The 20720-nt window shown below is 46.8% G+C and carries 18 protein-coding genes; 11 read left to right on the top strand and 7 right to left on the bottom strand.

What is annotated here, in order from left to right; translation table 11 throughout:
* Window positions 1-12: 12 nt before the first annotated feature.
* The 4 genes from FVR03_RS11980 to groL all read left to right on the top strand — a co-directional run bounded on the left by FVR03_RS11980 (window position 13) and on the right by groL (window position 3961).
* Window positions 13-1350: a DUF8458 domain-containing protein gene (locus FVR03_RS11980; protein ID WP_147921990.1), complete on the top strand. Its 1338-nt coding sequence runs from the start codon at window positions 13-15 to the stop codon at window positions 1348-1350.
* A 1-nt stretch (window position 1351) separates the two neighbouring features.
* Window positions 1352-1741 (top strand): preprotein translocase subunit SecG, encoded by a 390-nt coding sequence (gene secG, locus FVR03_RS11975; protein ID WP_147921989.1) that lies wholly within the window; start codon window positions 1352-1354, stop codon window positions 1739-1741.
* Between the two features lie 258 nt (window positions 1742-1999).
* On the top strand, window positions 2000-2290 hold the full coding sequence (gene groES / locus FVR03_RS11970; protein ID WP_222707218.1) for a co-chaperone GroES: 291 nt from the start codon (window positions 2000-2002) through the stop codon (window positions 2288-2290).
* 36 nt (window positions 2291-2326) lie between these two features.
* The gene (gene groL, locus FVR03_RS11965) at window positions 2327-3961 is read left to right on the top strand and encodes a chaperonin GroEL (protein WP_147921988.1); all 1635 of its coding nucleotides are present in this window, start codon (window positions 2327-2329) and stop codon (window positions 3959-3961) included.
* 327 nt (window positions 3962-4288) lie between these two features.
* Here groL and FVR03_RS11960 read toward each other — a convergent pair whose 3' ends face one another.
* Window positions 4289-4777 carry a ferritin-like domain-containing protein gene (locus FVR03_RS11960; RefSeq protein WP_147921987.1) on the bottom strand — a complete coding sequence of 163 codons (489 nt, stop codon included), beginning with the start codon at window positions 4775-4777 and terminating at the stop codon, window positions 4289-4291.
* 420 nt (window positions 4778-5197) lie between these two features.
* Between FVR03_RS11960 and FVR03_RS11955 the strand changes: the two genes are divergently transcribed.
* Window positions 5198-6091 carry a cyanophycinase gene (locus tag FVR03_RS11955; RefSeq protein ID WP_147921986.1) on the top strand — a complete coding sequence of 298 codons (894 nt, stop codon included), beginning with the start codon at window positions 5198-5200 and terminating at the stop codon, window positions 6089-6091.
* A gap of 120 nt (window positions 6092-6211) precedes the next feature.
* On the opposite strand, the gene FVR03_RS11950 is transcribed toward FVR03_RS11955, so the two are convergent.
* A complete protein-coding gene (locus tag FVR03_RS11950; protein ID WP_147921985.1) occupies window positions 6212-7135 on the bottom strand; it encodes an isoaspartyl peptidase/L-asparaginase family protein in 924 nt (307 codons plus the stop codon).
* A 166-nt stretch (window positions 7136-7301) separates the two neighbouring features.
* On the opposite strand from FVR03_RS11950, the gene FVR03_RS11945 reads away from it, so the two are divergent.
* The 3 genes from FVR03_RS11945 (at window position 7302) to FVR03_RS11935 (ending at window position 10731) form a co-directional block, all read left to right on the top strand.
* Complete coding sequence (locus FVR03_RS11945; RefSeq protein ID WP_147921984.1) at window positions 7302-7679, top strand: DUF3127 domain-containing protein; 378 nt, start codon at window positions 7302-7304, stop codon at window positions 7677-7679.
* Window positions 7680-7875: 196 nt separating this feature from the next.
* Window positions 7876-9729 (top strand): glycoside hydrolase family 3 protein, encoded by a 1854-nt coding sequence (locus FVR03_RS11940; RefSeq protein ID WP_147921983.1) that lies wholly within the window; start codon window positions 7876-7878, stop codon window positions 9727-9729.
* 291 nt (window positions 9730-10020) lie between these two features.
* Window positions 10021-10731, top strand: coding sequence for a hypothetical protein (locus tag FVR03_RS11935; protein ID WP_147921982.1), 711 nt, complete (start codon window positions 10021-10023; stop codon window positions 10729-10731).
* Between the two features lie 201 nt (window positions 10732-10932).
* Here the strand turns inward: FVR03_RS11935 and FVR03_RS11930 are convergent, their stop codons facing one another.
* Window positions 10933-11457, bottom strand: coding sequence for an NUDIX domain-containing protein (locus FVR03_RS11930; protein ID WP_147921981.1), 525 nt, complete (start codon window positions 11455-11457; stop codon window positions 10933-10935).
* Window positions 11458-11713: 256 nt separating this feature from the next.
* Window positions 11714-12946 (bottom strand): ABC transporter permease, encoded by a 1233-nt coding sequence (locus FVR03_RS11925; RefSeq protein WP_147921980.1) that lies wholly within the window; start codon window positions 12944-12946, stop codon window positions 11714-11716.
* A gap of 134 nt (window positions 12947-13080) precedes the next feature.
* Here FVR03_RS11925 and FVR03_RS11920 point away from each other — a divergent pair, with 134 nt between their 5' ends.
* Window positions 13081-14346 carry an asparagine synthetase B gene (locus tag FVR03_RS11920; RefSeq protein WP_147921979.1) on the top strand — a complete coding sequence of 422 codons (1266 nt, stop codon included), beginning with the start codon at window positions 13081-13083 and terminating at the stop codon, window positions 14344-14346.
* A gap of 243 nt (window positions 14347-14589) precedes the next feature.
* Here FVR03_RS11920 and FVR03_RS11915 read toward each other — a convergent pair whose 3' ends face one another.
* From FVR03_RS11915 to lpxK, 3 genes are all read right to left on the bottom strand, one after another.
* Entirely contained in the window at window positions 14590-15213 is a 624-nt protein-coding gene (locus tag FVR03_RS11915; protein WP_147921978.1) for a MiaE family protein, read from the bottom strand.
* A 176-nt stretch (window positions 15214-15389) separates the two neighbouring features.
* Window positions 15390-17297 (bottom strand): putative porin, encoded by a 1908-nt coding sequence (locus FVR03_RS11910; RefSeq protein ID WP_147921977.1) that lies wholly within the window; start codon window positions 17295-17297, stop codon window positions 15390-15392.
* A 201-nt stretch (window positions 17298-17498) separates the two neighbouring features.
* On the bottom strand, window positions 17499-18566 hold the full coding sequence (gene lpxK, locus FVR03_RS11905) for a tetraacyldisaccharide 4'-kinase (RefSeq protein WP_147921976.1): 1068 nt from the start codon (window positions 18564-18566) through the stop codon (window positions 17499-17501).
* A 226-nt stretch (window positions 18567-18792) separates the two neighbouring features.
* Here lpxK and FVR03_RS11900 point away from each other — a divergent pair, with 226 nt between their 5' ends.
* Window positions 18793-19893 carry a Nif3-like dinuclear metal center hexameric protein gene (locus FVR03_RS11900; protein ID WP_147921975.1) on the top strand — a complete coding sequence of 367 codons (1101 nt, stop codon included), beginning with the start codon at window positions 18793-18795 and terminating at the stop codon, window positions 19891-19893.
* A 3-nt stretch (window positions 19894-19896) separates the two neighbouring features.
* A complete protein-coding gene (locus FVR03_RS11895; RefSeq protein WP_147921974.1) occupies window positions 19897-20628 on the top strand; it encodes a zinc ribbon domain-containing protein in 732 nt (243 codons plus the stop codon).
* Window positions 20629-20720: the final 92 nt, after the last annotated feature.

Raw genomic sequence — 20720 nt, 5'->3', positions numbered from 1 at the left:
AAGCATTGCTTCATGAACAAATCAGCCTTCCTTCAACTGATACAACACGTATCAGACATCTCAGACCAGCAGACACTCGAGCTGGAAAAGGTGGCTGCTGCCTTTCCTTATTGCCAGACGGCACACCTGCTACTGGCCAAGTCTGCCTACGACAAAGGCAGCATGCTGTCGGCCCAGCGCTTACGTCGCGCCTCTTCTTACGCCACGGACCGGCAACTGCTAAAACGCCTTATTTATACCACCGCTCCTGTACTGGAACCAGTTTACGAAGCTGAGCAAGCCCAACCTGAACCAATTCTGCCGGACCAGTTTGAAGAAGAAGAACAGCTACAGGTGCAGGATGAGCGAAGCACACCTGCAGCCGGCCAGCCACAACTGCTGCTTACTGTTGCCACCCCTGAACCGGAAGAAGACCAGGTAACTGAGCCCGCGCCCGAAGATGTTGAACCGGTTGAAGAATCGCATCTCAACCTTTCTGAAGCAGCCACTCCAGATGCTACTGTAGAAGAAGCACCGACAGCGCCTGCACCAGTAGTTGTAACACAAAGCACAGAACCAAATGAGTTCTATTCAGAGCTTGCCATGCTGCTTACCATCGACAGCCTCAGCTCCAGTTCAACCGATTTGCTGGCTCAGGCTGCCGTACCTGCCCCTGATGAGAAAACGACTGCTGCAGAAATAGCTTCGTTTATGGACGACCTGCAGGAAAACCAGGAACAGTATGTAGCTGCTTTAGCCAATGATGAAGCAACAGATGTGACTGATCTGGCTACCCCTGCAGAAGAAGCAGATAATGCAGCGATTGTAGAGGAAGGAATTTTTGAACAAGAAACAGCTGCTCCAGACATTACTGCACCAGCCGGGGAAATTAATTACAGCTTCGACGAAATAGACAAACTTTATGCCGACGACCTGCTGGGCTACAGCATGGGAAACAGCCGTATGGGCGAAGTGCTGCAGCTGAAAGATGATTACACCCGGCCCAGGCCACAGCGTTTTCATCCGGAACTGATACTGGAGTACAGCAAAACGCATGAGCTGGAGAAGGCGGTGCAGCCCGTTACCAATATTTTAAGCCACCAGTTAGATATAATAGACCAGTTCCTCAAATTGAACCCACGGCTTAAAACAATGGTTAACCTTAAAATAAAGCCGGAACCACAGGAAGATTTATCGCTGAAAAGCACCAAGATACGCAAAGGCATGGCCTCAGAGAACCTGGCCAATATTTTTATTCAGCAAGGCAAAGCCAGGAAAGCAATTAAAATATATGAGCAGCTGATGTTGAAAAATCCGGAAAAAAAATCTTACTTTGCCGAACAAATAGAAAAATTACAAAACTTAAACTAAAATGTATATCGCCTTAATCAGTATCATTATTTTTGTTTGCGTACTGCTCGTATTAGTTGTACTTGCTCAAAACCCTAAAGGGGGCGGCCTTTCCAGCCAGTTTGGTGGCGGTGGAGCCAGCCAGCTGATGGGCGTTAAACGTACAGGCGATTTACTGGAGAAACTTACCTGGGGCTTTGCTATAGCACTGGTAGTGTTAACATTAGGCACCCACATGATGCTCGACTCTTCTGGCGAGTCTTCCATTAACAGAAGCGTAAACGAAGAGCGTGCACGTCAGTCGCAGTTACCTGCCGGTCCTGCTGCCACCATACCAGGCGAAGACAGCACCATGGCAATTCCGGATGCAGCTGATATTCCAGACATGATAGACACTGCAAATCAAGACTAGTTAATAATGAAATAGATAAAAAAGCCGGCCATGAGCCGGCTTTTTTATTGTCCGGCTGGTAAAGCTGTCAGGTTCAAAAGCAGAAAAGTTCTGTCTATAGTGACAGTAGCGGACCGGCCTGTCAGGAATGGCAGATCAAAAGCTGCAAAAATGGCTTATAATGGCAGTATTTAACTATTGGCACAAGAAATGATACTAGGCACTATGGTTTCAAAGTTTAATCTATAACCATAATAAAACTTAACGTTTATACAAACTATGTCAATCAGCATTAAACCATTAGCAGACAGAGTAATCGTAGCTCCTGCTGCAGCAGAAGAAAAAACTAAGTCAGGTATTATCATTCCTGATACTGCTAAAGAAAAACCACAGCAAGGTGAAGTAGTTGCCGTAGGTGCTGGAAAAGTATCTGATCAGGGTACACTTATTGAACCACAGGTTAAAGTAGGAGATAAAGTGTTGTATGGCAAGTATGCAGGTCAGGAAATACCTGTAGATGGTGAAGACTACCTGATCATGCGTGAGTCTGACATTCTGGCTATTCTTTAATCTATCAAAACAAATCTTAATCAGAAAAAAATAACCATGTCTAAAAACATCACATTCGATAGCGACGCGCGCAGCAAGATTAAAGCTGGCGTTGACAAATTGGCTAATGCTGTAAAAGTAACGTTAGGTCCTAAAGGCCGTAATGTTATTATCGACAAGAAATTTGGTGCGCCTACCATTACAAAAGACGGTGTATCAGTAGCGAAAGAGATCGATCTGAAAGACCCGATCGAGAACATGGGTGCTCAGCTGGTGAAAGAGGTTGCCTCTAAAACTGCTGACCAGGCTGGTGACGGTACTACTACTGCTACTGTGTTGGCGCAGGCTATTTACACGGCCGGTATTAAAAACGTGGCAGCAGGTGCCAACCCAATGGACCTGAAGCGTGGTATCGACAAGGCCGTAACGCTGGTTGTTGAGAACCTGAAAGCTCAGTCTAAAAAAATCGAGAACTCTTCTGAAATTGCACAGGTAGGTACTATCTCTGCCAACAACGATCCTGAAATTGGTAAAATGATTGCCGATGCCATGGACAAAGTTGGGAAAGACGGTGTAATTACGGTAGAAGAAGCAAAAGGTACTGAAACTGAGGTGAAAACTGTAGAAGGTATGCAGTTTGATCGCGGTTACCTGTCGCCTTACTTCGTAACCAACGCCGAGAAAATGGAAGCGGAGTTCGACAACCCGTACATCCTGATCTACGACAAAAAAGTATCTACCATGAAAGAACTGCTTCCGGTATTGGAGCAAGTTGTTCAGACTGGTAAAGGCCTTATCATCATTTCTGAAGATGTTGATGGTGAAGCCCTTGCAACTTTGGTAGTAAACAAACTGCGTGGCTCGCTTAAAATTGCCGCTGTTAAAGCTCCTGGCTTCGGCGACCGCAGAAAAGCAATGCTCGAAGATATTGCCATCCTGACTGGTGGTACCGTTATATCTGAAGAGCGTGGTTACAAGCTTGAGAACGCAACACTTGATTACCTGGGTACTGCCGAAAAAATCATCATCGACAAAGACAACACCACTATAGTAAATGGTGCCGGCCAGAAAGATGATATCGTAGCACGTGTTAACCAGATCAAGTCTCAGATGGAGTCTACTACATCTGACTATGACAAAGAGAAACTGCAGGAGCGTTTGGCGAAACTGTCTGGTGGTGTAGCTATTCTTTACATTGGTGCTTCTACTGAAGTTGAGATGAAAGAAAAGAAAGACCGTGTAGACGATGCCTTGCATGCTACTCGTGCTGCCGTTGAAGAAGGTATTGTAGCTGGTGGTGGTGTTGCTCTGATCCGTGCTTTAGATGCCCTTAACAATGTGAACGTTTATAACGCTGATGAGCAAACTGGTGTTCAGATCATTAAAACAGCACTGGAGTCTCCGCTTAGAACAATTGTTTCTAATGCAGGTGGCGAAGGTTCTGTGGTGGTGCAGGCTGTTCGCGAAGGCAAAGCTGATTATGGCTACAATGCCCGCGACGACAAATATGAGAACATGTTTGCTGCCGGTATCATAGATCCAACTAAAGTGACTCGCCTCGCCCTTGAAAATGCTTCTTCTATTGCTGGTCTGCTGCTTACTACCGAATGTGTAGTATCAGAAGATCCTGAAGAAGAGAAAGGTGCTCCATCTATGCCAGGTGGCATGGGCGGTATGGGCGGCATGATGTAATCTAGCCATTCCCGTAGTTTTAGTACTATAAGTAAACAGCCCCGCACCTATACGTGCGGGGCTGTTTTGTATTTATACCCTTGGCATAAAAATCAAGTTTAAGCTTCCGGAGGGTAATTGTATTCGAATAATTAGTGCATCTAATTGTCAATAGCCATGTTCTAAAAGAATGGGCAACGTCAATTATTTAGCACAGCTCTATGCTAACAGCTACTAAAAATGAAAATCCTCTTTCAACTTCTGACCGGCGTATTAGCTCGGGGAAGGAAAGAGGATTTATCCATAGCATAGCAACCAGCAGTTGGTTGCGTGTGTTTTATTCGCTTATTATTGCGCTTTCAGGTTAATATTGGATTCTGCGATCTGCGTCAGCAACTGGTCTGTGGTTTTTTCTTCTTCCAGTGTCTGGTGCAGCAGATCTGCCACATCGGTTAAGCCGAGTTGTTTGGCAAAAGTGCAGACAGTGCCATAGGCGGCAATTTCATAATGTTCTACACGTTGAGCACTGGCAATTAAGGCAGCATCCATCACATCGGCATCAGCTTTCTCACTCATCATCGATTCAGCCTCTTTAATAATGCCTTCCATGGCCTTGCATTTCTCTCCTTTCACCTTCTCGCCCATCAATTCAAAAACTTTTTCCAGGCGATCTATCTGCCGCTCGGTTACTTCCAGGTGATCCTGAAACGCACTCTTTAATTTTTCGGAGCTACATGCCTTCATCATGGCCGGCAGCGCTTTTGTAATTTGGTTTTCTGCGCTGTAAATGTCTTTCAACTCATGCAATAGCAGGTCATTCAGATTATTAAGTTTCATAGCTTGGAAAGGTTTACGGTGTATCTAAGTAATAAAGTAATTGTCTTGTGGTGTACTATACGACAGAGCTTGAGGTGGGTTGAAAAAATATAACTTATTTAGGGTAGATGGCCGAATATTAATAGCGAAAGGGTTTAAATAGGTTTTTTCTTATATAGTGGCGTTAGAATAACCTTTCTGTTAAACTGTAGACTCAAACACTTTTAAAATCCTTCTGGCAACGAATTAACCTCAATTCAGGTACTTGAGGTAGAGCAAGCCACACCTGTAGCATTGGCCATAAGAAGGAACAATACTCACAGCCGGTAGAGGAGCCTAAGCTATAATAAACAAGGAAGTTCTTGCAAAAGGCATAACAATTAAGTTTTTTGTAGCCTCAGAGACGCAACTATTATAAATTATAAAACAGAAACCTAAGCAGTGAACAAACCAAAAGGTAAACTTATAGCAGTCGGTGGAAACGAGGACAAAGGCAGTTACCCTACTTCTCAGTCAAAAAAGAAATATTACCTCGATTTTTTTGAGTTAGGAATTCTGAAAAGATTTTTAGCTGAGATTCCGGTAGAGCGGCCTAGAATAGAAGTTGTAACCTCTGCTTCGCTTATTCCAGAAGAGGTGGGCGAGCGTTACCAGAGTGCTTTTGGTATTTTGGGCTGCGAAGAAATTGGGCTGATGCACATAAAGGAAGCAGCTGAAGCACACCAGCCGGCTAACCTGGAGCGCCTGCGCCAAGCCGATGGCATCATGTTCAGTGGTGGTGACCAGAGCAGGCTAACCCGCTTTTTCAGCAACTCCCCTTTCTTAGATATTCTGGTAGACCGGTACACAAACGAGGACTTCGTAATAGCAGGCACGAGTGCGGGTGCCATGGCCATGTCAGAGATCATGATCAGGGGAGGCAGCGCCAAAGAGTCGCTTCTGAAGGGCTCTGTGCGTATCAGCCAGGGCCTGGGTCTGATGGGCGGCGTAATCATTGATTCTCACTTTATTATACGGGGTAGGTTTGGCCGTTTAATGGAAGCTGTTGTATCGCACCCCAAAACAGTCGGCATCGGTTTGGGCGAAGACACAGGAGTGCTTATTACCGGCGGTCACCTGATAGAAACCATTGGCTCTAACCTGGTGGTGATAATCGATGGGCACGTGCTCGGGTATTCCAACATCAGCGAAATAGAACGCGGAAAACCGGTTGCCATTGAGAACATGCTCATGCACGTGCTGGCCAAAGGCAACATTTACGACATCGATTCCCGCGTTTTTTACAAAGACAAAGAAGCACTACAACTCGCGCAGCTAAAAGAACAACCTGAATAGTGGCAGTAGCACCGGTTTTTTAGGTTACTTAAAGCCAGGGTTAGTTGAATTATTTGAATGAAATATGCCTTCAGAAGACTTTTAACTTTAAATTCGCCAAGGGTATTTTTGTTGAGGTGATTATTTATAGATCGCTACAGTAGTTTCCTGGCCTGCTGCTTTGGAGGCGCGGTACATGCCTTCAGAGTTAAAAGGCAGCGCCAGGTTACCTGAGGTGTCTACAGCTACCAGCCCTCCTTCTCCTCCAAAGGCCACCAGTTTTTCCAGCACCACTTTTTGGCAAGCCTCCTGCAACGACAGCCCTTTGTATTCAATCAGGCAGGAAATATCGTAGGCCACCACGGCTCTTAAAAAGTACTCGCCGTGGCCGGTGCAGGAAATGGCACAGGTAAGATTATTGGCATACGTGCCGGCACCTATTATAGGAGTGTCGCCAACGCGGTTAAACTGTTTGTTTGTCATGCCACCTGTTGAGGTTGCCGCTGCCACATTACCTGATGCATCGAGGGCCACTGCTCCTACCGTACCAAATTTTTTCTCCTCTGAATGGTCCAGCTGAAAATTTTCTGAATCCCGGATCTCTTGCCATTGCTTGTACCTGTAGGCATCGTTAAAATAAGCTTCAGGAGCAAAAGGCAGTTCCAGATTTCGGGCAAACTCCTCTGCACCAGACCCGCTTAGCAAAACATATTCGGAACGTTCCATAACTGCGCGAGCTAAGGTTACGGGGTTTTTAATGCCTCGCACGCCTGCCACAGCACCCGCTGCCAGGGTTTGGCCACACATTATGGCCGCATCCATTTCGTGCTTGCCTTCTTTTGTGAAAACCGCGCCTTTGCCAGCATTGAACAGCGGACAATTCTCTAACGAAACAACCGCCTGCTCCACGGCATCCAGGGAAGTTCCTCCTGCTGCCAATACCGCATATCCGGCATCTGTGGCATGTTGCAGGCCAGCTTTATAGGCTTTTTCTTTTTCTGGAGTCATGGAGGCGGGCAAGATGGTGCCGGCTCCTCCGTGCAGGGCAATGGCAATGTTTTTCATAAGCTGGTGCATTTAATTCAGTAGCTGCCTTACGTGTACGCCGGTTTGGCAAAGGCAGTTATCAGGACCAGCAGCGGCAAAAAAAATACCGATAGTACGGCCTTTGGCTCCTTAAATTGCCCCGAAATGAGTATCTTTGCTTCTTCTAAATAAATAAAATTGTAATATGTCGTTTGAAATCCAAGGTAAGCTTTACGAAGTGTTTGATGAACAACAAGTGAGTGATAAGTTCAAAAAGCGGGAATTTGTGCTTGAAATTCCGGATGGGCAGTATACCCAATACCCTAAGTTCCAATTAACGCAAGACAAGTGCTCGCTGCTTAATCAATTTAAGGCGGGTGACGAACTAAAAGTTACTTTTAACCTGACTGGCAAGCCATTTGTAAAAAATGGAACCACTATGTATTTCACTAACCTGCAGGCCTGGCGTATAGAGGCCGGAGGAGCAGGCTCTTTTGGTGCCCCTGCTGGCTCTCAGCAAGCTCCTGCCGATGCAGCACCTTCGTTCTACAGCAGCGATGCCGACAACGATCTTCCTTTCTAATTCAGGAATTATAGTATAAGTAAAGCGGGCTGAAAAGTCCGCTTTTTTTTATGCCTTAGCTGACGAGCGAGGGATTCAGTAACAGAAAAATAACCGCACTTCCTGCGCATAGGCGGCCGATTTTAGCATTGGTTTCCTAAGTAACGGAACCTAAAAAGCAAATGGCAGTATGTACTTGTTGCATCAATGGTTTTATATGTTCCTCTTAAATTTAAAATCAGGTTCGGAAAAAGTAAAAACACTGCAGAAGTGGGCCCTGGGGTTGCTATGCGTTTCGTCTTTTTTGGCTGGAGGTTGCGAGAGTGCCGGCACAAAGAAAAATGTTATCTCAAAAAAAATAGAGAGCATTGCCATACTTCCGCCAGAGAAACCAAGGGCCGGGGCTGTAAACCTTCTCGATGCCCTCGAGAATCCTTCGGGTTGGGTAGATTCTGTTTACAATACCCTTACGCTGGAGGAGCGGATTGGGCAGCTAATCGTGATCGAGGCATTTTCGAACAAGGGCCCTAAATACGAAGCCGAAGTCCTGCAACTTATTCAGAAGCATAGGATCGGAGGGCTCATCTTTTTTCAGGGCGGGCCGGTACGACAGGCAAAGCTGACAAATACGTACCAGGCTGCCTCTAAGGTGCCCCTGCTCATAACCATGGATGCTGAAACTGGCATTGGCATGCGCCTCGACAGCACGGTGCAGTACCCTTTCCAGATGATGCTGGGCGCTGTAGAAGACAATGGGCTGGTGTACCGCATGGGCGCTGAAATTGGCCGTGAGTTTAAGCGCCTGGGTATGCACGTAAACTTTGCTCCGGTAGCTGACATAAACAATAATCCTAATAACCCGATCATCAGCTACAGATCGTTTGGCGAGAACCGGCTGGCAGTTACAGCAAAGAGCCTGGCCTTTATGCGAGGCATGCAGGAAAACGGCATTATTGCTACGGCCAAGCATTTTCCGGGCCACGGCGATACAGACATAGACTCACACCACGACCTCCCTGTTATTCCGTTTAACCGGAAACGGCTCGACTCACTGGAGATGTACCCGTTCCGGGAGCTTATCAGAAATGGCATAGGTGGCATTATGGTAGCACACATGCACATTCCGCAGCTCGACTCTACCCAGAACCTGCCCTCTACCCTCTCTAAACCCATTGTAACCGATTTGCTTAAAAATGAATTAGGCTTTAAAGGGCTAACCTTTACAGATGCCATGGTTATGAAAGGCGTAACCAAGTTTTTTCCGCCTGGTGAGGCTGAAGCACGAGCCCTCATAGCAGGAAACGACATACTGGAACGCCTGAACAGTGTAGAAAAAGCCGTGGCCGCTGTTAAAGAAGCCATTGAAAACGGCGAGCTGCCATTGGAGGAAATAGAGAAAAGATGCAAAAAAATGCTGGCAGCCAAGCAATGGGTCGGGCTGGATAACTACAAACCCATTGAACTGGAGAACCTGTACAAGGACCTGAACCCTCCGGAGGCCGATAGTACAAACCGGGCCATTGCAGAGGCGGCCCTCACGCTGCTGAAGAATGAAAAACGGATGCTGCCGGTGCGCCCACGCCGCAACCTGAAAATAGCCACAGTTTCATTTGGAGCCATACGGCCTACCGCCTTTCAGCGGGAGCTGAAGAAATACGCTAAAACAACTGACTTTGTAATTTCCAGAAAGGCTAACGCGAAAGAGACAAAGAAGCTACAGCAACAGCTCCGCTCCTACGACGTGGTGCTGGTGGCACTCTACGGGCCCAGCATACGGCCAAGTAACAACCTGGGCTACTCCGCCCACACCACCGCTTTAATTCATCACCTGTCTATTTCGCAGAAATCTTTTATAACGCTTTTTGATAACCCCTACACGCTTAGTCAGTTTACGGGTATACACAAAAGCAACGGTTTATTGCTGGCGTACCAGCCACACTACCACGCTCAGGAAGCAGCAGCCAAGCTCCTGTTCGGAGGATTACCAGCCAGAGGCAAACTTCCGGTAACCGTAAGCGACCATTTCAGCTACGGCGATGGAATAAGTAAAGATAAGCCTATACTGCCTTAAATACCCTTGGCTGATTTTTCTGTTGAAACTCTCTGAAGGCCATTTTCATTAGAATAATTTGGTTGCTGATTGTTAGTTGTTGATCGCTAAATGGTTAATTTGGAGAAATTTCGATTGCGTGATTGAGAGAATAAAAATCAACTCATAACTCTTAATTACTAAAGGTCTTACATCTATTTGAAGGCTGATTTCATTAGAATAATCTGGCTGAAGCAAGTAGGTAGTATATGGCAAGAACACATGTGTGCTGATAGCGTAAGAATGAGCAGATACAACTACCAAGACAAACCCATGAAAAAGATACCTATAACTAAAAATTTCCTGGCCTTACTGCTTTCCACAACCCTGCTGTGGGCTTGCGATGGCAACAGGACGGCAGATAATACGACCGAGCGGATTTTAGACACCACCCAGAGCAAAGACACATTAACAGTGGTTAAAACAGGTAAAACAGCCGAAGATCAACTGGCCGATTTCAGGGAGTGGATGGCAAGCAAAACAAGCAGCAGCGACTCTTCCGGCACGAACAGAGGCACAGAAACCCGCGAAGAATTCAAGAAACGAACAGCCCAGGTAGAAGCACGCTTAGATAGTTTATCGGTGCGATCTAAGGCAGAGTATGAGCGCTTAAAAGGCCAGTACCAACAGTGGGAAGCGCGGCAGGAACGCAGGCAGCAAACACCACTCGATGCCCAGAAACTAAGCCAGTGGCAAGACCAGCTGCTACGCGAGTACAGCGACCTCAGCAAAATTACAAACCAAAATGCGCGGCAGGCATACCTAACTTTTATGGGAGAAGTGCGGGCAAAGCGACAGAACTGGACCCTTGATGACTGGGATTACGTGGACCACGTGTATGGCCTGCTGAACCAGCGAACCCGCCAGTTCGACAACCAACTTGCTACAGCGGATAAAGTAAAAATTAAAACTCTGCAAGCTGAATTTCTGACCCTGGAAGCAGCAGCAGATACGCGGAGCATGCTCGGCAGTATGCGGGAGTAACTTAGCAAGTGCTCCTCTAAATTAATTTTTTAAATGATGTGCCCCCTGCAAAAGAGCTTCAGAACGGCCAAAAGCCGCAGCATAATCAACACGAGCGAGGACGATCGCGCCATCTTTATTTTTAATTTGGCGAAGCACTAGATATATTAGATAGAAGAGGCATGTCACCATAGCAGGTTTAGCTATATGGTCACGCCTCTTCTATTTCTTAATCCCCTTCCTGAGGCGCATCCAGAGCTGAGCAACAATAGTTTTAGCATCGCTGAACTCCTCGGCATCAAATTCGAGAGGGCTGTAGCGTACAATTTCAATGTTTTCGTGCTCTCCTTCTTTGCCACCTCCTGCGGCATGTTGGTGCGATACTTCTGCATAGTACAGCAGCACCCGTTCGGTGCAACCTCCCGGCGATGAATAAAAAGTATACAGGTGCTCGATGTGGTTAACATGGTAGCCGATCTCTTCTTCAATTTCGCGGGCTATGCTCACTTCTGGTGCCTCTCCGGTATCCACCATTCCTGCCACAATCTCCACCAACTCCGTCTCCGAGCCAATCCTGAATTGCTTCGTTAGCACATACTGCTGGTCTTCGGTATCAAAAACCAGGGCTGCCACGGCATCGCCTCTATCGAATTGCTCGCGGGTGTAGCTGTGGCCATTTTGCTCTACAGTAAGCTCGTACATTTTAAAAAAGCCGTCGTAGACTTTTTCGCGGTTCGTTATTTTCATAAATACTTCATTAATAGGAATTCACTTGCTTTAACTTAAAGTGCTGCAGCTGCTCCTGGAGGCTTATAAGCGGCAAGTCCAGAAGTCTATTTCTAATACCAGTAAAAAACAACTCCAGCTGGTGCATTACAGTTAAATTGGTATGCTGGTCGATTTGCGTTTAGGGAGATGCTAAATTATTCAAATGAAATCAGCCTCCGGAAGAAAATTTTCGGAAAACCTGCCAAGGGTCTTACCTGCTTCTGCAGCTAAAACATTACTCGTACCGCAACGACTCGATAGGATCTAGCTTGGAGGCGCGGTAGGCTGGGTAGGAACCGGATATAACGCCAACCGTAACGCAAATAGTAAGGCCAACAAGCACCCAGATCCACGGAATAATAAAGCCGCCCTGGCCTATGAGCGCGGCAATACCGTTACCGGCCATAATTCCTAAGAAGATGCCCACAAAGCCACCCAGCAGGCAAATCACGATGGCCTCTATCAGGAACTGTTGCCTTATCTGAAATGCCGTGGCACCTAAGGCTTTCCGTACACCGATTTCGCGGGTTCGCTCGTTCACCGATACCATCATAATGTTCATCAGGCCAATAGAAGCGCCGAGCAAGGTAATAAAGCCAATCACGAAGCCACCGGCTTTCAGGTAGCCCGAGATCTCAGTCAGTTTCTGCATGGCGGTGTCGCTGCGGCTAATCTCAAAAGAATCTTCCTGGCCTAATTTGTCTTGCCGAACGGCGCGCATAACTCCTGTGGCCTCTCCCATAACATAGTCGAGTTCTTCAGGGTTTGTTAAAATAGTTTTGATTTCGTAGCTCAGCGCGTTGCCATTAAGTGGTATTTGCCGGCCGGCTTCGAGCGGAATTATTATGGTCCTGTCGGCGCTGGTGCCGCCCATCTGGCTTCCTGTTTTTTCTGTAACGCCAATTATCTTGAACCTGCGGCCTAAAAACGTGATATACTCCCCGATCGGCTCTTTCTTCGGGAAAAGCTTATCTACCAGTTCAATGCCTACAATGGCAACGCTGGTGCCATTCTCTAATTCAAAAGGCGAAAAACTGCGGCCGGAGGCTACGTTAATATTGCGGTTCGGCATGTAATTCTCATCGCCTGCCACAATATTCATGTTCGGATTCGTTTTATCGGTATTACTCTTTACAACGGTAGAGCCCGACACATAAGCCGATAAACTGACCTGCGCTTTCTCGTCCATCAGGTTCTTGTACTTGCGGGCCTCGTTGTAGGTAATAGTGGCATAAACTTTACCGGCTTTGCCGCCACTATAGTTGCTCTGTTTTCGTTGAATATCGAAAGAGTTGGCACCAAGGTTCGAAAAAGTCTGTTGAAGCGAGTACTTCATGCTATCTACTGCCGTAAGAATACCTACCAACGACATAATGCCGATCGAGATAATAAGACCGGTTAAAATAGTGCGGAGCAGGTTGCTTACGATGGCTCGAAGTCCTTCCCGAATGTTCTCTATCAGGTTCATGGGTAGAAGCAGATATGGGTCTAAAGGCTTGTTTCGTCTTTTTGCGCCGAAAAAGGGAATGCATCTAAGATACTGGCATTTTCTGAAACAACATTCATTTTTAGTATATTTGTTGAGTCCACAAAATTGAATTCATGCTGATCCGTTTTATATCTACCATTCTTATTGCCCTGGCTTTTGGTTCTCAGGCACTGGCCTCTACCGTACTTATTCCGATGGATGAGTCGCAGAAGGACCACCTGAAGTCGTATGGCGTGGCCTATTGGGTGCTCTCTAAAGATATACAGGTCGACTGGCTGCTGAACTACCGTGGCGGCAGCTTTGCATTTCAGTATGCGCCGCAACTCGAGAGCGAACTGATTGTGCGTGGCGTTAGCTACCAGGTTATTTCAGATGCCCAATATACCACCGTACTCTCCCAGATAAGCGATGCCGAAGCCAATATGGATGTGATGAAGCTGGAGAAGGTGCCGAAAGTGGCGGTATACACCCCAAAAGCGAAAATGCCCTGGGACGATGCCGTGACGCTGGTACTCACCTATGCCGAAATCCCTTACGACAAAATTTACGACGAGGAGATTATGCGCGGCGACTTACCGAAGTACGACTGGCTGCACCTGCACCACGAAGATTTTACCGGCCAATACGGGAAGTTCTATGCGAGCTACAAACATTTTCCGTGGTACCAGGAGCAACAGCACACGGCAGAAGAATCGGCTAAGAAGTTAGGCTTTGCCAAAGTATCGCAACTAAAAGGAGCTGTTGTAAACCGTATAAAAGAGTTTTGCGCCGGTGGCGGATTCCTGTTTGCCATGTGCTCTGCCACCGACACCTACGATATCGCCCTGGCCGCAGAAGGTGTAGACATTGTAGACGTGATGTACGATGGCGATGGCGTAGACCCTAAAGCGCAGGAGAAGCTGGACTATAATAAAACCTTTGCCTTTCAGGACTTTAAGCTGGTGCGTAACCCGCTCGAGTACGAGTACTCCAACATCGATATGCAGCCCCAGGAGCGAAACGTATCGGAGCATAGCGACTTTTTTAACCTCTTCACCTTCTCTGCCAAATGGGACCCGATTCCGACCATGCTCTCGCAGAACCATACCCGCACCATTAAAGGTTTTATGGGCCAGACAACCGCATTCCGGAAGCGCCTGGTGAAGCCAGATGTTATCGTGATGGGTGAGAACAAAGAGCTGGGTGAGATCAAATACATGCACGGCACCTACGCCCAGGGCACCTGGACCTTTTATGGTGGGCACGACCCGGAAGATTACCAGCACCTGGTTGGCGAAGACCCCACAGATTTAGCTCTTCACCCCAATTCCCCCGGCTACCGCCTCATCCTCAACAACATCCTCTTCCCGGCTGCCAAAAAGAAAAAGCAGAAAACCTGAGTAATGAGTTACTTATTTAATGTGGTAACTGTTAATGTGCTAAACTGTTAAATGGTCGATATTACTTACTATATATGACGACAAAACTTATAGGTAATTACCTTTAATTTTTGCAGTTTTAAATAATTTTAACTCCTGTATTCTCTAACAGCTGGCAGTTCAATCTGTAACTTCTATAGATTAAGACGGAGTTTATATGGTAGAATTAACATATTAATACCTTAGTATAGTAGCCCATTAAAATTAGTGCATCCTGTCTGGTCGGGGTTCCAGGTTCTTGATAATGTCGGCTTCTATTTCCAGAAGTTCTTTCAAGCGGGCATCTACAACTTCTGTGGGCATGTAGAGTTTGGCCAGTTTTACGAAACTTACAAAATGACCTGCTTCCGACACCATTAACTCGTAATAGAATTTCTGAAGGCCCTCATCGGCAATGTTCTTCCAGAGCAGCTTAAAACGTTCGCAACTACGGGCCTCTATAAGCGCGTTTATCAGGAGGTGATCCATGAGTTGGCGCTCGCGCTGTCCGCCTTTCCGGATGTGCTTGGCTAATTCCACCACATATTCATCGGGCCGGTTGCGGCCAAGTCCGTAGCCCCGCTTCTTCAGTTCTGCCAGCACCCGCTCAAAGTGGCTCCACTCCTCTGCTACCAGGTCGGTCATCTCTTCAACCAACTGGGTTTTATCGGGGTACTTCACAATAAGCGAAATAGCCGAAGTCGCCGCTTTTTGCTCGCAATAAGCATGGTCTACCAGAATCTCTTCTATGTTCTTTTCTGCTATGTTTACCCAACGCGGGTCGGTAGGCAGCTGCAGCTTCAGAATTGTTTTGGTAGGCTGAAAAGGTGCGTTCTCTTCTGGTTCCATGTGGTAAGTACTTGGCTAATTAAATACAGTTAGGTAAATTGATGAGCTTAAGATTAGGTGGGAAAGAATGCTTTTTTTTCTAAACCAGCCATTTACCCAATAACCCGTAAATCGGCAATTATTTAAATGAAAATGGCCTTCCGAAGAAATATCAGCTCTAACGTGTCAAGGGTCTGTTAATCAAAAAACATCCATTTAATGCCGAAAATAAAGCTGCGACGCATATTCGGGTAGTTCGGTGTAGACCAGTAAGCCGGTGTAATAATGCCATCTGAAACATGCGCCATTTTCAGGAAGATATTTAATGTTTTTATATCAGCATTCAGGAACACATCGAAAAGCGGGTAAGCTGGTTGCATAAACTCGTTCTGCAAACGAAACTGTTGGGTAACAGGCTCATAGGCATCAGCCATGTAGGCAGAAGGCATGGTCATTTCTACACCAAACTGCCCGAAAAGCGCTTCTTTGAATAAAGACCCCTGAAAGTAAAGTTTGGAATTCACCAGCCATTCCGGAATCCGAATCACCTCGGCCTCGTCGGTGTTGGTATAGGCTACGGTGTTATCGAAATGCAGCGGGCCGAAGTGAATACGGTGCTCCAGTTGCGCCCCAACCAGCCGCTGGTTACCACCGAGCTGCTGCGGCATCTTCTGCTCATTAAAGAAGATATGCCGCTTAATGTTAGCGTAGTAGCCATGAAACTTAAGGTATTGCCGGTTGCCGAGCTTGCCCACATAACTGGCCTGAATGTAATCGGTAACGCTGCTCTGAAAGCCACTGTTGTTCCAGTTGAAATGGTTGCTAAACATGCGTTGTTCCGTAAACGAAGGCGAACGGAGCACCCGGCTGAGCATGAACTGTAACCCTTCAAAGTAAACCAAACCCGACACTTTATAATCGTTTGTCATCTGGAACTCGCCATCGAGCTGCAGCATGGCCTTGTTCTGGTAGTGCATGCGGAGCTGCCCGCCAACAAAGAGCTGGTTTATTTTAAAATCCTCTGTGCGTCTGGTAGTAGTCGAATCATCTTCTACAAACTGAAGCACACTGTACTCCTGGCTGGCATTACGGTACTTCAGAAATCCTTTAAAAAATGAGTATTTGCTGTTGCCGGTAACGCCAAATTCGTTCTGCGTTTCGCGGTAAAAACTACGGTCATCGGTCAGGGTAGGATGATGAAGGGTCCGGTCATAATAAACAGGTCTGGTTGTGGTAGTATCTACACGCTGAATGCCATTATCCTGGAACCTGACCTGCTGCCGCCGTGTATCGAGCGCGTGGTACAGCTTTAAGTCTTCGCCGACCAGTTTGTAGAGCTGCAGCACATGGAAATTGTTGCGCATTTCCCTGCTGGTGGCCTGCGTCAGGAAAATCTGGGATTGCTGAAAGTCGCGTTCAAATATACTATCCGGCGGAAGGTCTCCGGGATTGTAGCCCCCAAACTCCACCTGCTCGTGGTTCAGGTGTGTGAAATTGGCAAAAACATTATATTTTTCGTTTTTTGACCTGTAATGGGTAAAGAATTTTACTGCTTGCCCGTCAACTACCCTGTCGCCGCGTAAGGTGGTGGAGGGGCCAACCTGCCTGTTACCTGCCAGTAATTTGTATGCGATACCGATATTCCAGTTTTCGGATATATTGCGGGCATGCATGGCTTCAAATACCTGTTGCCCTCTACCTCCCTGCACATAATGCAGGTGCGAATATGGCGATCGGGTATCGAAATAGTTTATCCGGAGCGGATCGTAGGCATAGCGGTTAAAGGCATTTCTGCCGGAGCGGGCCCCAATCTGTGTCGGTAGCCTGAAAAGCAAGGGTTTGGCAGCCGTGCCAATATTGCCCAGGTCCTGGTAAAAAAGGGTATCCTGGTACCAATACCGCTCGTTGTGCAGGTTGTGTACGGAAGTATCGACTCTTTGCTCACGGTAGGTGCCCTCAAACACATCTCTCTCATACAACTGCAAAGTCGTGCGGGGACCGTAGAGCACTTTAGTGGAGTCATCAATAATCTGGGCCTTGGCAACCTGTGTGCCAGCCATCAGAACGAGGGTTACTATAAATCCTGCAAGAAGCTTTCGTATCACAATTCAAAATTAGTATTTTTCGCACAACTAGTGTGCACTATGCTTAAGTAAAGCAGTCTTATACCGTCAGCTTTTATCTACAGTAACTTTAACTAAAGGCCTGCTTTTGCGCTTGTCTTCAAATTATTTAAATAAAATTGCCCTTCAAAAGCTATTTTCTAGCATACATCTCAAGGGTATAGGTTTTTAATTTACAACTTGTTAAGGTTGTTTGGCTGCGTCTATTCTTTCAGCTACATGCTCCAGCACCAGCGAATCGAAAGTGGCCTGGTCCTCCAGAAAAAATACTTCTATCGGAATATAAAATAAGGGTAGCAACTGGGTTACAGGAGTTATCTCCGGTGCCTCCAGTTTTACGGCATCCTTACGGGTCGTGATGATGCAGGCCTGGCTGTTTTGCTTTGCCTGCAACAGTTCCTGCACCTCCTGCAGGTCCTTTATAGTATAGTGGTAATGGTCGGGGTACGCCAGGTGCTGCAAAACCGAATAGCCCTGCTCCTGCAGGTACTCTACCAAAGGTGCTGCATTGGCGATTCCAGTAAGCAAAATAACTTCTTTACCCAGCGTGGCAGCCTTACTTCCAAAACGAACAGCCTTACCATAACGGTACCCGGTAAAAAATATTGGCGTATGGGGTTTGGTATACTTTCTGATCCGGCTCCTGATTTTCTGCCTCTCCTGCCCTGTTAGTGATGCGGGGCATTTACTTACCAGTACTGCATCGGCACGGCGGGCTCCGGCTCTGGGCTCCCGTAGCAACCCGGCGGGCAGCACAAAATCCTTGTAAAACGGGCGCAGGAAATCCGTAATAAGTAAATTTAAAGACGGTTGCACAGGCCGGTGCTGCATGGCATCATCTAACACAATAATGTCTGGTGCGGGCTTTAGCTGCTGCAAGTGGTGTATGCCTGCTACGCGGTTTTCGGAAACAGCCACCCTAGTGCCTTTAAAATCCTGGTAATATTGGAAAGGTTCATCGCCAATGCTGGTAGCAGTTGCTTCTGCTCCGGCCAGTACAAAGCCCTTGGTGCTCCGCTTGTAGCCCCTGCTGAGGGTGGCCACACGATAAAGAGCGAGCAGCCGCAGCAGGTACTCTACATGAGGTGTTTTTCCGGTTCCGCCAACTGTCAGGTTGCCAACAGCAAGTACCGGCATAGCAAAACGCTCTACAGGCAGCACTTCTGCATCGTATAAATAATTACGCACACGCATAACGCCTCCATATAAAATGGAAAAAGGCAACAACAGCAACTTCAGTTTTTTTACCATCGGGTTTTAACGCCTGCAAAAATAAAACTAATTTTAACCTATTGCTGCTTCTAGGAGCTTCACTCAATTAAAAATTAGAAATTCAAAATTAAAGATTTTAAAACACCAGTTCGATTTTAAAACAATTAAGACGATTAGCGTTAGAAGCAAAAGTACCTGCTCAATAGTGTTAATTTTAAATTTGGCCGAACACTACCTACGTTAAATAATCAGAAAGAAACTATGTATGGCAACGATAGCTGATGTAATAAAAGTTTTGGAGCATCTTGCTCCTCCGAGCTACCAGGAATCTTACGATAATGTGGGGCTCCAGACCGGCGACCGCCAACAGCCGGTTACAGGTGTGCTGGTAACCTTAGACTGCACCGAAGCGGTACTGGACGAAGCCATTGAGAAAGGCTGCAATCTGGTGGTGGCGCATCATCCGGTCATATTTAAGGGGCTGAAACAGCTGACGGGCCGCAGTTATGTGGAGCGCACTTTAATTAAAGCCATTAAGCACGATATCGCTATCTATGCCTGCCACACCAACCTCGACAGCGTACATAACGGCGTTAATTATAAGATTGCACAAAAGCTGGAGCTACAGAACGCTAAGGTACTTGTTCATAAGCCACAAACGCTCATGCAGCTGGTTACTTTCTCGCCTCCCGAAAACACTGCACAGGTTTTGCAAGCCCTGCACCAGGCCGGAGCCGGCCAGATCGGAGAGTACCGTAACTGCAGCTTCCAGGTTGAGGGAACAGGCCAGTTTTTACCCACAGCCAATGCTGCACCTGCCATAGGTGAAGTCGGTAAGCTGAAGCAAGTGCCGGAAGACCGGCTGGAAGTAATTTTCCCGGCTCACCTGCAGCACGTTGTTCTGGCTGCGCTGCGGCAGGCACACCCCTACGAAGAAGTAGCCCATTACCTGACAAGCCTTGAAAATTTAAGCCAGGAAGTGGGAATAGGCATGATTGGAGAGCTGCCTGCGCCGTTGCAGGAGGCAGATTTTCTGCAGTGGCTGAAAGAGAAGATGCAACTTGCCGGCCTGCGTTATACTTCCATCGGGAATAAAAAAATAAGCCGGGTAGCTGTATGTGGCGGAGCAGGTAGTTTTTTAATTCAGGACGCGAAAAGAAAAGGTGCCGATGCCCTGGTTACCGGTGACGTAAAATACCATGAGTTCTTCGATGCTGATGGCAAGTTGATGATTGCCGACATTGGCCATTATGAGAGTGAAGTATACACAAAGGAGATATTTTATGATACACTTTCAAAAAACTTTACTACTTTTGCAGTCTATTTATCAATTGTCAACACTAACCCTGTCAGATACACTTTTTAATACATGGAAAGTACGGTAGCCAGCAAATTAGAGGCACTTTTAAAGCTTCAAAGCATAGATTCACAGCTCGACGAGATCAGACGCGTAAGAGGCGATTTACCAGAAGAAGTTCAGGACCTGGAAGACGAGATCGAAGGCTATGAAGTAAGGGTTCGGAAGTTTGATGACGAGGTTGCTGGTTTAAACGAATCTATCGGTGTACGCAGGCAGTCTATCAAAGACGCAGAGAGCCTGATTCGCAAGTATGAAGACCAGCAGACAAATGTGCGTAATAACCGCGAATACGACGCCATAACCAAAGAAATTGAGCTGCAGAAACTGGAGATTCAGATTGCAGAGAAAAAGATTAAAGAAGCTTACTACCAGATAGAGCAAAAGAACAGCGAAATTACAGGCACAAAGGACCGCCTGGAAGAGCGCCGTAAAGACCTCATCAACAAAAAAGAAGAACTTGATCAGATTGTTTCTGAAAGCGAAGACGAAGAAAACAAGCTGGAGCAGGATCGTGATGTAGCTTCTACCAAAATTGAAGATCGTTTGTTAAGCGCCTACACCCGAATCAGGAAGAACGTTCGTAACGGATTGGCAGTAGTAACAGTAAAAAGAGATGCGTGCGGTGGTTGCTTTAACACAGTTCCCCCACAACGTCAGGCTGATATTGCCGCTCAGAAAAAAGTAATTGTATGCGAGCACTGCGGCCGAATTCTGGCTGGTGTGGAGCAGCGTGTATACTAAACCCATAAAGCGTTTCTCGCTTCTGGTGAAAAAAGGATGGCTAACCCCATCCTTTTTTTGTGGCTGCCACTTTAGCAATTCTCACTTGTGCA

Origin of the sequence: Pontibacter qinzhouensis (assembly GCF_008017455.1) — a bacterium.
GTDB lineage: Bacteria > Bacteroidota > Bacteroidia > Cytophagales > Hymenobacteraceae > Pontibacter > Pontibacter qinzhouensis.
This window is presented reverse-complemented; position numbering and strand designations above follow the sequence as displayed.

Bases quoted from the DNA above. Each gene is read 5' to 3' on its own strand.
- FVR03_RS11980 (WP_147921990.1), top strand. From the start codon at position 13: ATGAACAAATCAGCCTTCCTTCAACTGATACAACACGTATCAGACATC.
- secG (WP_147921989.1), top strand. From the start codon at position 1,352: ATGTATATCGCCTTAATCAGTATCATTATTTTTGTTTGCGTACTGCTC.
- groES (WP_222707218.1), top strand. From the start codon at position 2,000: ATGTCAATCAGCATTAAACCATTAGCAGACAGAGTAATCGTAGCTCCT.
- groL (WP_147921988.1), top strand. From the start codon at position 2,327: ATGTCTAAAAACATCACATTCGATAGCGACGCGCGCAGCAAGATTAAA.
- FVR03_RS11960 (WP_147921987.1), bottom strand. From the start codon at position 4,777: ATGAAACTTAATAATCTGAATGACCTGCTATTGCATGAGTTGAAAGAC.
- FVR03_RS11950 (WP_147921985.1), bottom strand. From the start codon at position 7,135: ATGAAAAACATTGCCATTGCCCTGCACGGAGGAGCCGGCACCATCTTG.
- FVR03_RS11945 (WP_147921984.1), top strand. From the start codon at position 7,302: ATGTCGTTTGAAATCCAAGGTAAGCTTTACGAAGTGTTTGATGAACAA.
- FVR03_RS11940 (WP_147921983.1), top strand. From the start codon at position 7,876: ATGTTCCTCTTAAATTTAAAATCAGGTTCGGAAAAAGTAAAAACACTG.
- FVR03_RS11935 (WP_147921982.1), top strand. From the start codon at position 10,021: ATGAAAAAGATACCTATAACTAAAAATTTCCTGGCCTTACTGCTTTCC.
- FVR03_RS11930 (WP_147921981.1), bottom strand. From the start codon at position 11,457: ATGAAAATAACGAACCGCGAAAAAGTCTACGACGGCTTTTTTAAAATG.
- FVR03_RS11925 (WP_147921980.1), bottom strand. From the start codon at position 12,946: ATGAACCTGATAGAGAACATTCGGGAAGGACTTCGAGCCATCGTAAGC.
- FVR03_RS11920 (WP_147921979.1), top strand. From the start codon at position 13,081: ATGCTGATCCGTTTTATATCTACCATTCTTATTGCCCTGGCTTTTGGT.
- FVR03_RS11915 (WP_147921978.1), bottom strand. From the start codon at position 15,213: ATGGAACCAGAAGAGAACGCACCTTTTCAGCCTACCAAAACAATTCTG.
- lpxK (WP_147921976.1), bottom strand. From the start codon at position 18,566: ATGGTAAAAAAACTGAAGTTGCTGTTGTTGCCTTTTTCCATTTTATAT.
- FVR03_RS11900 (WP_147921975.1), top strand. From the start codon at position 18,793: ATGGCAACGATAGCTGATGTAATAAAAGTTTTGGAGCATCTTGCTCCT.
- FVR03_RS11895 (WP_147921974.1), top strand. From the start codon at position 19,897: ATGGAAAGTACGGTAGCCAGCAAATTAGAGGCACTTTTAAAGCTTCAA.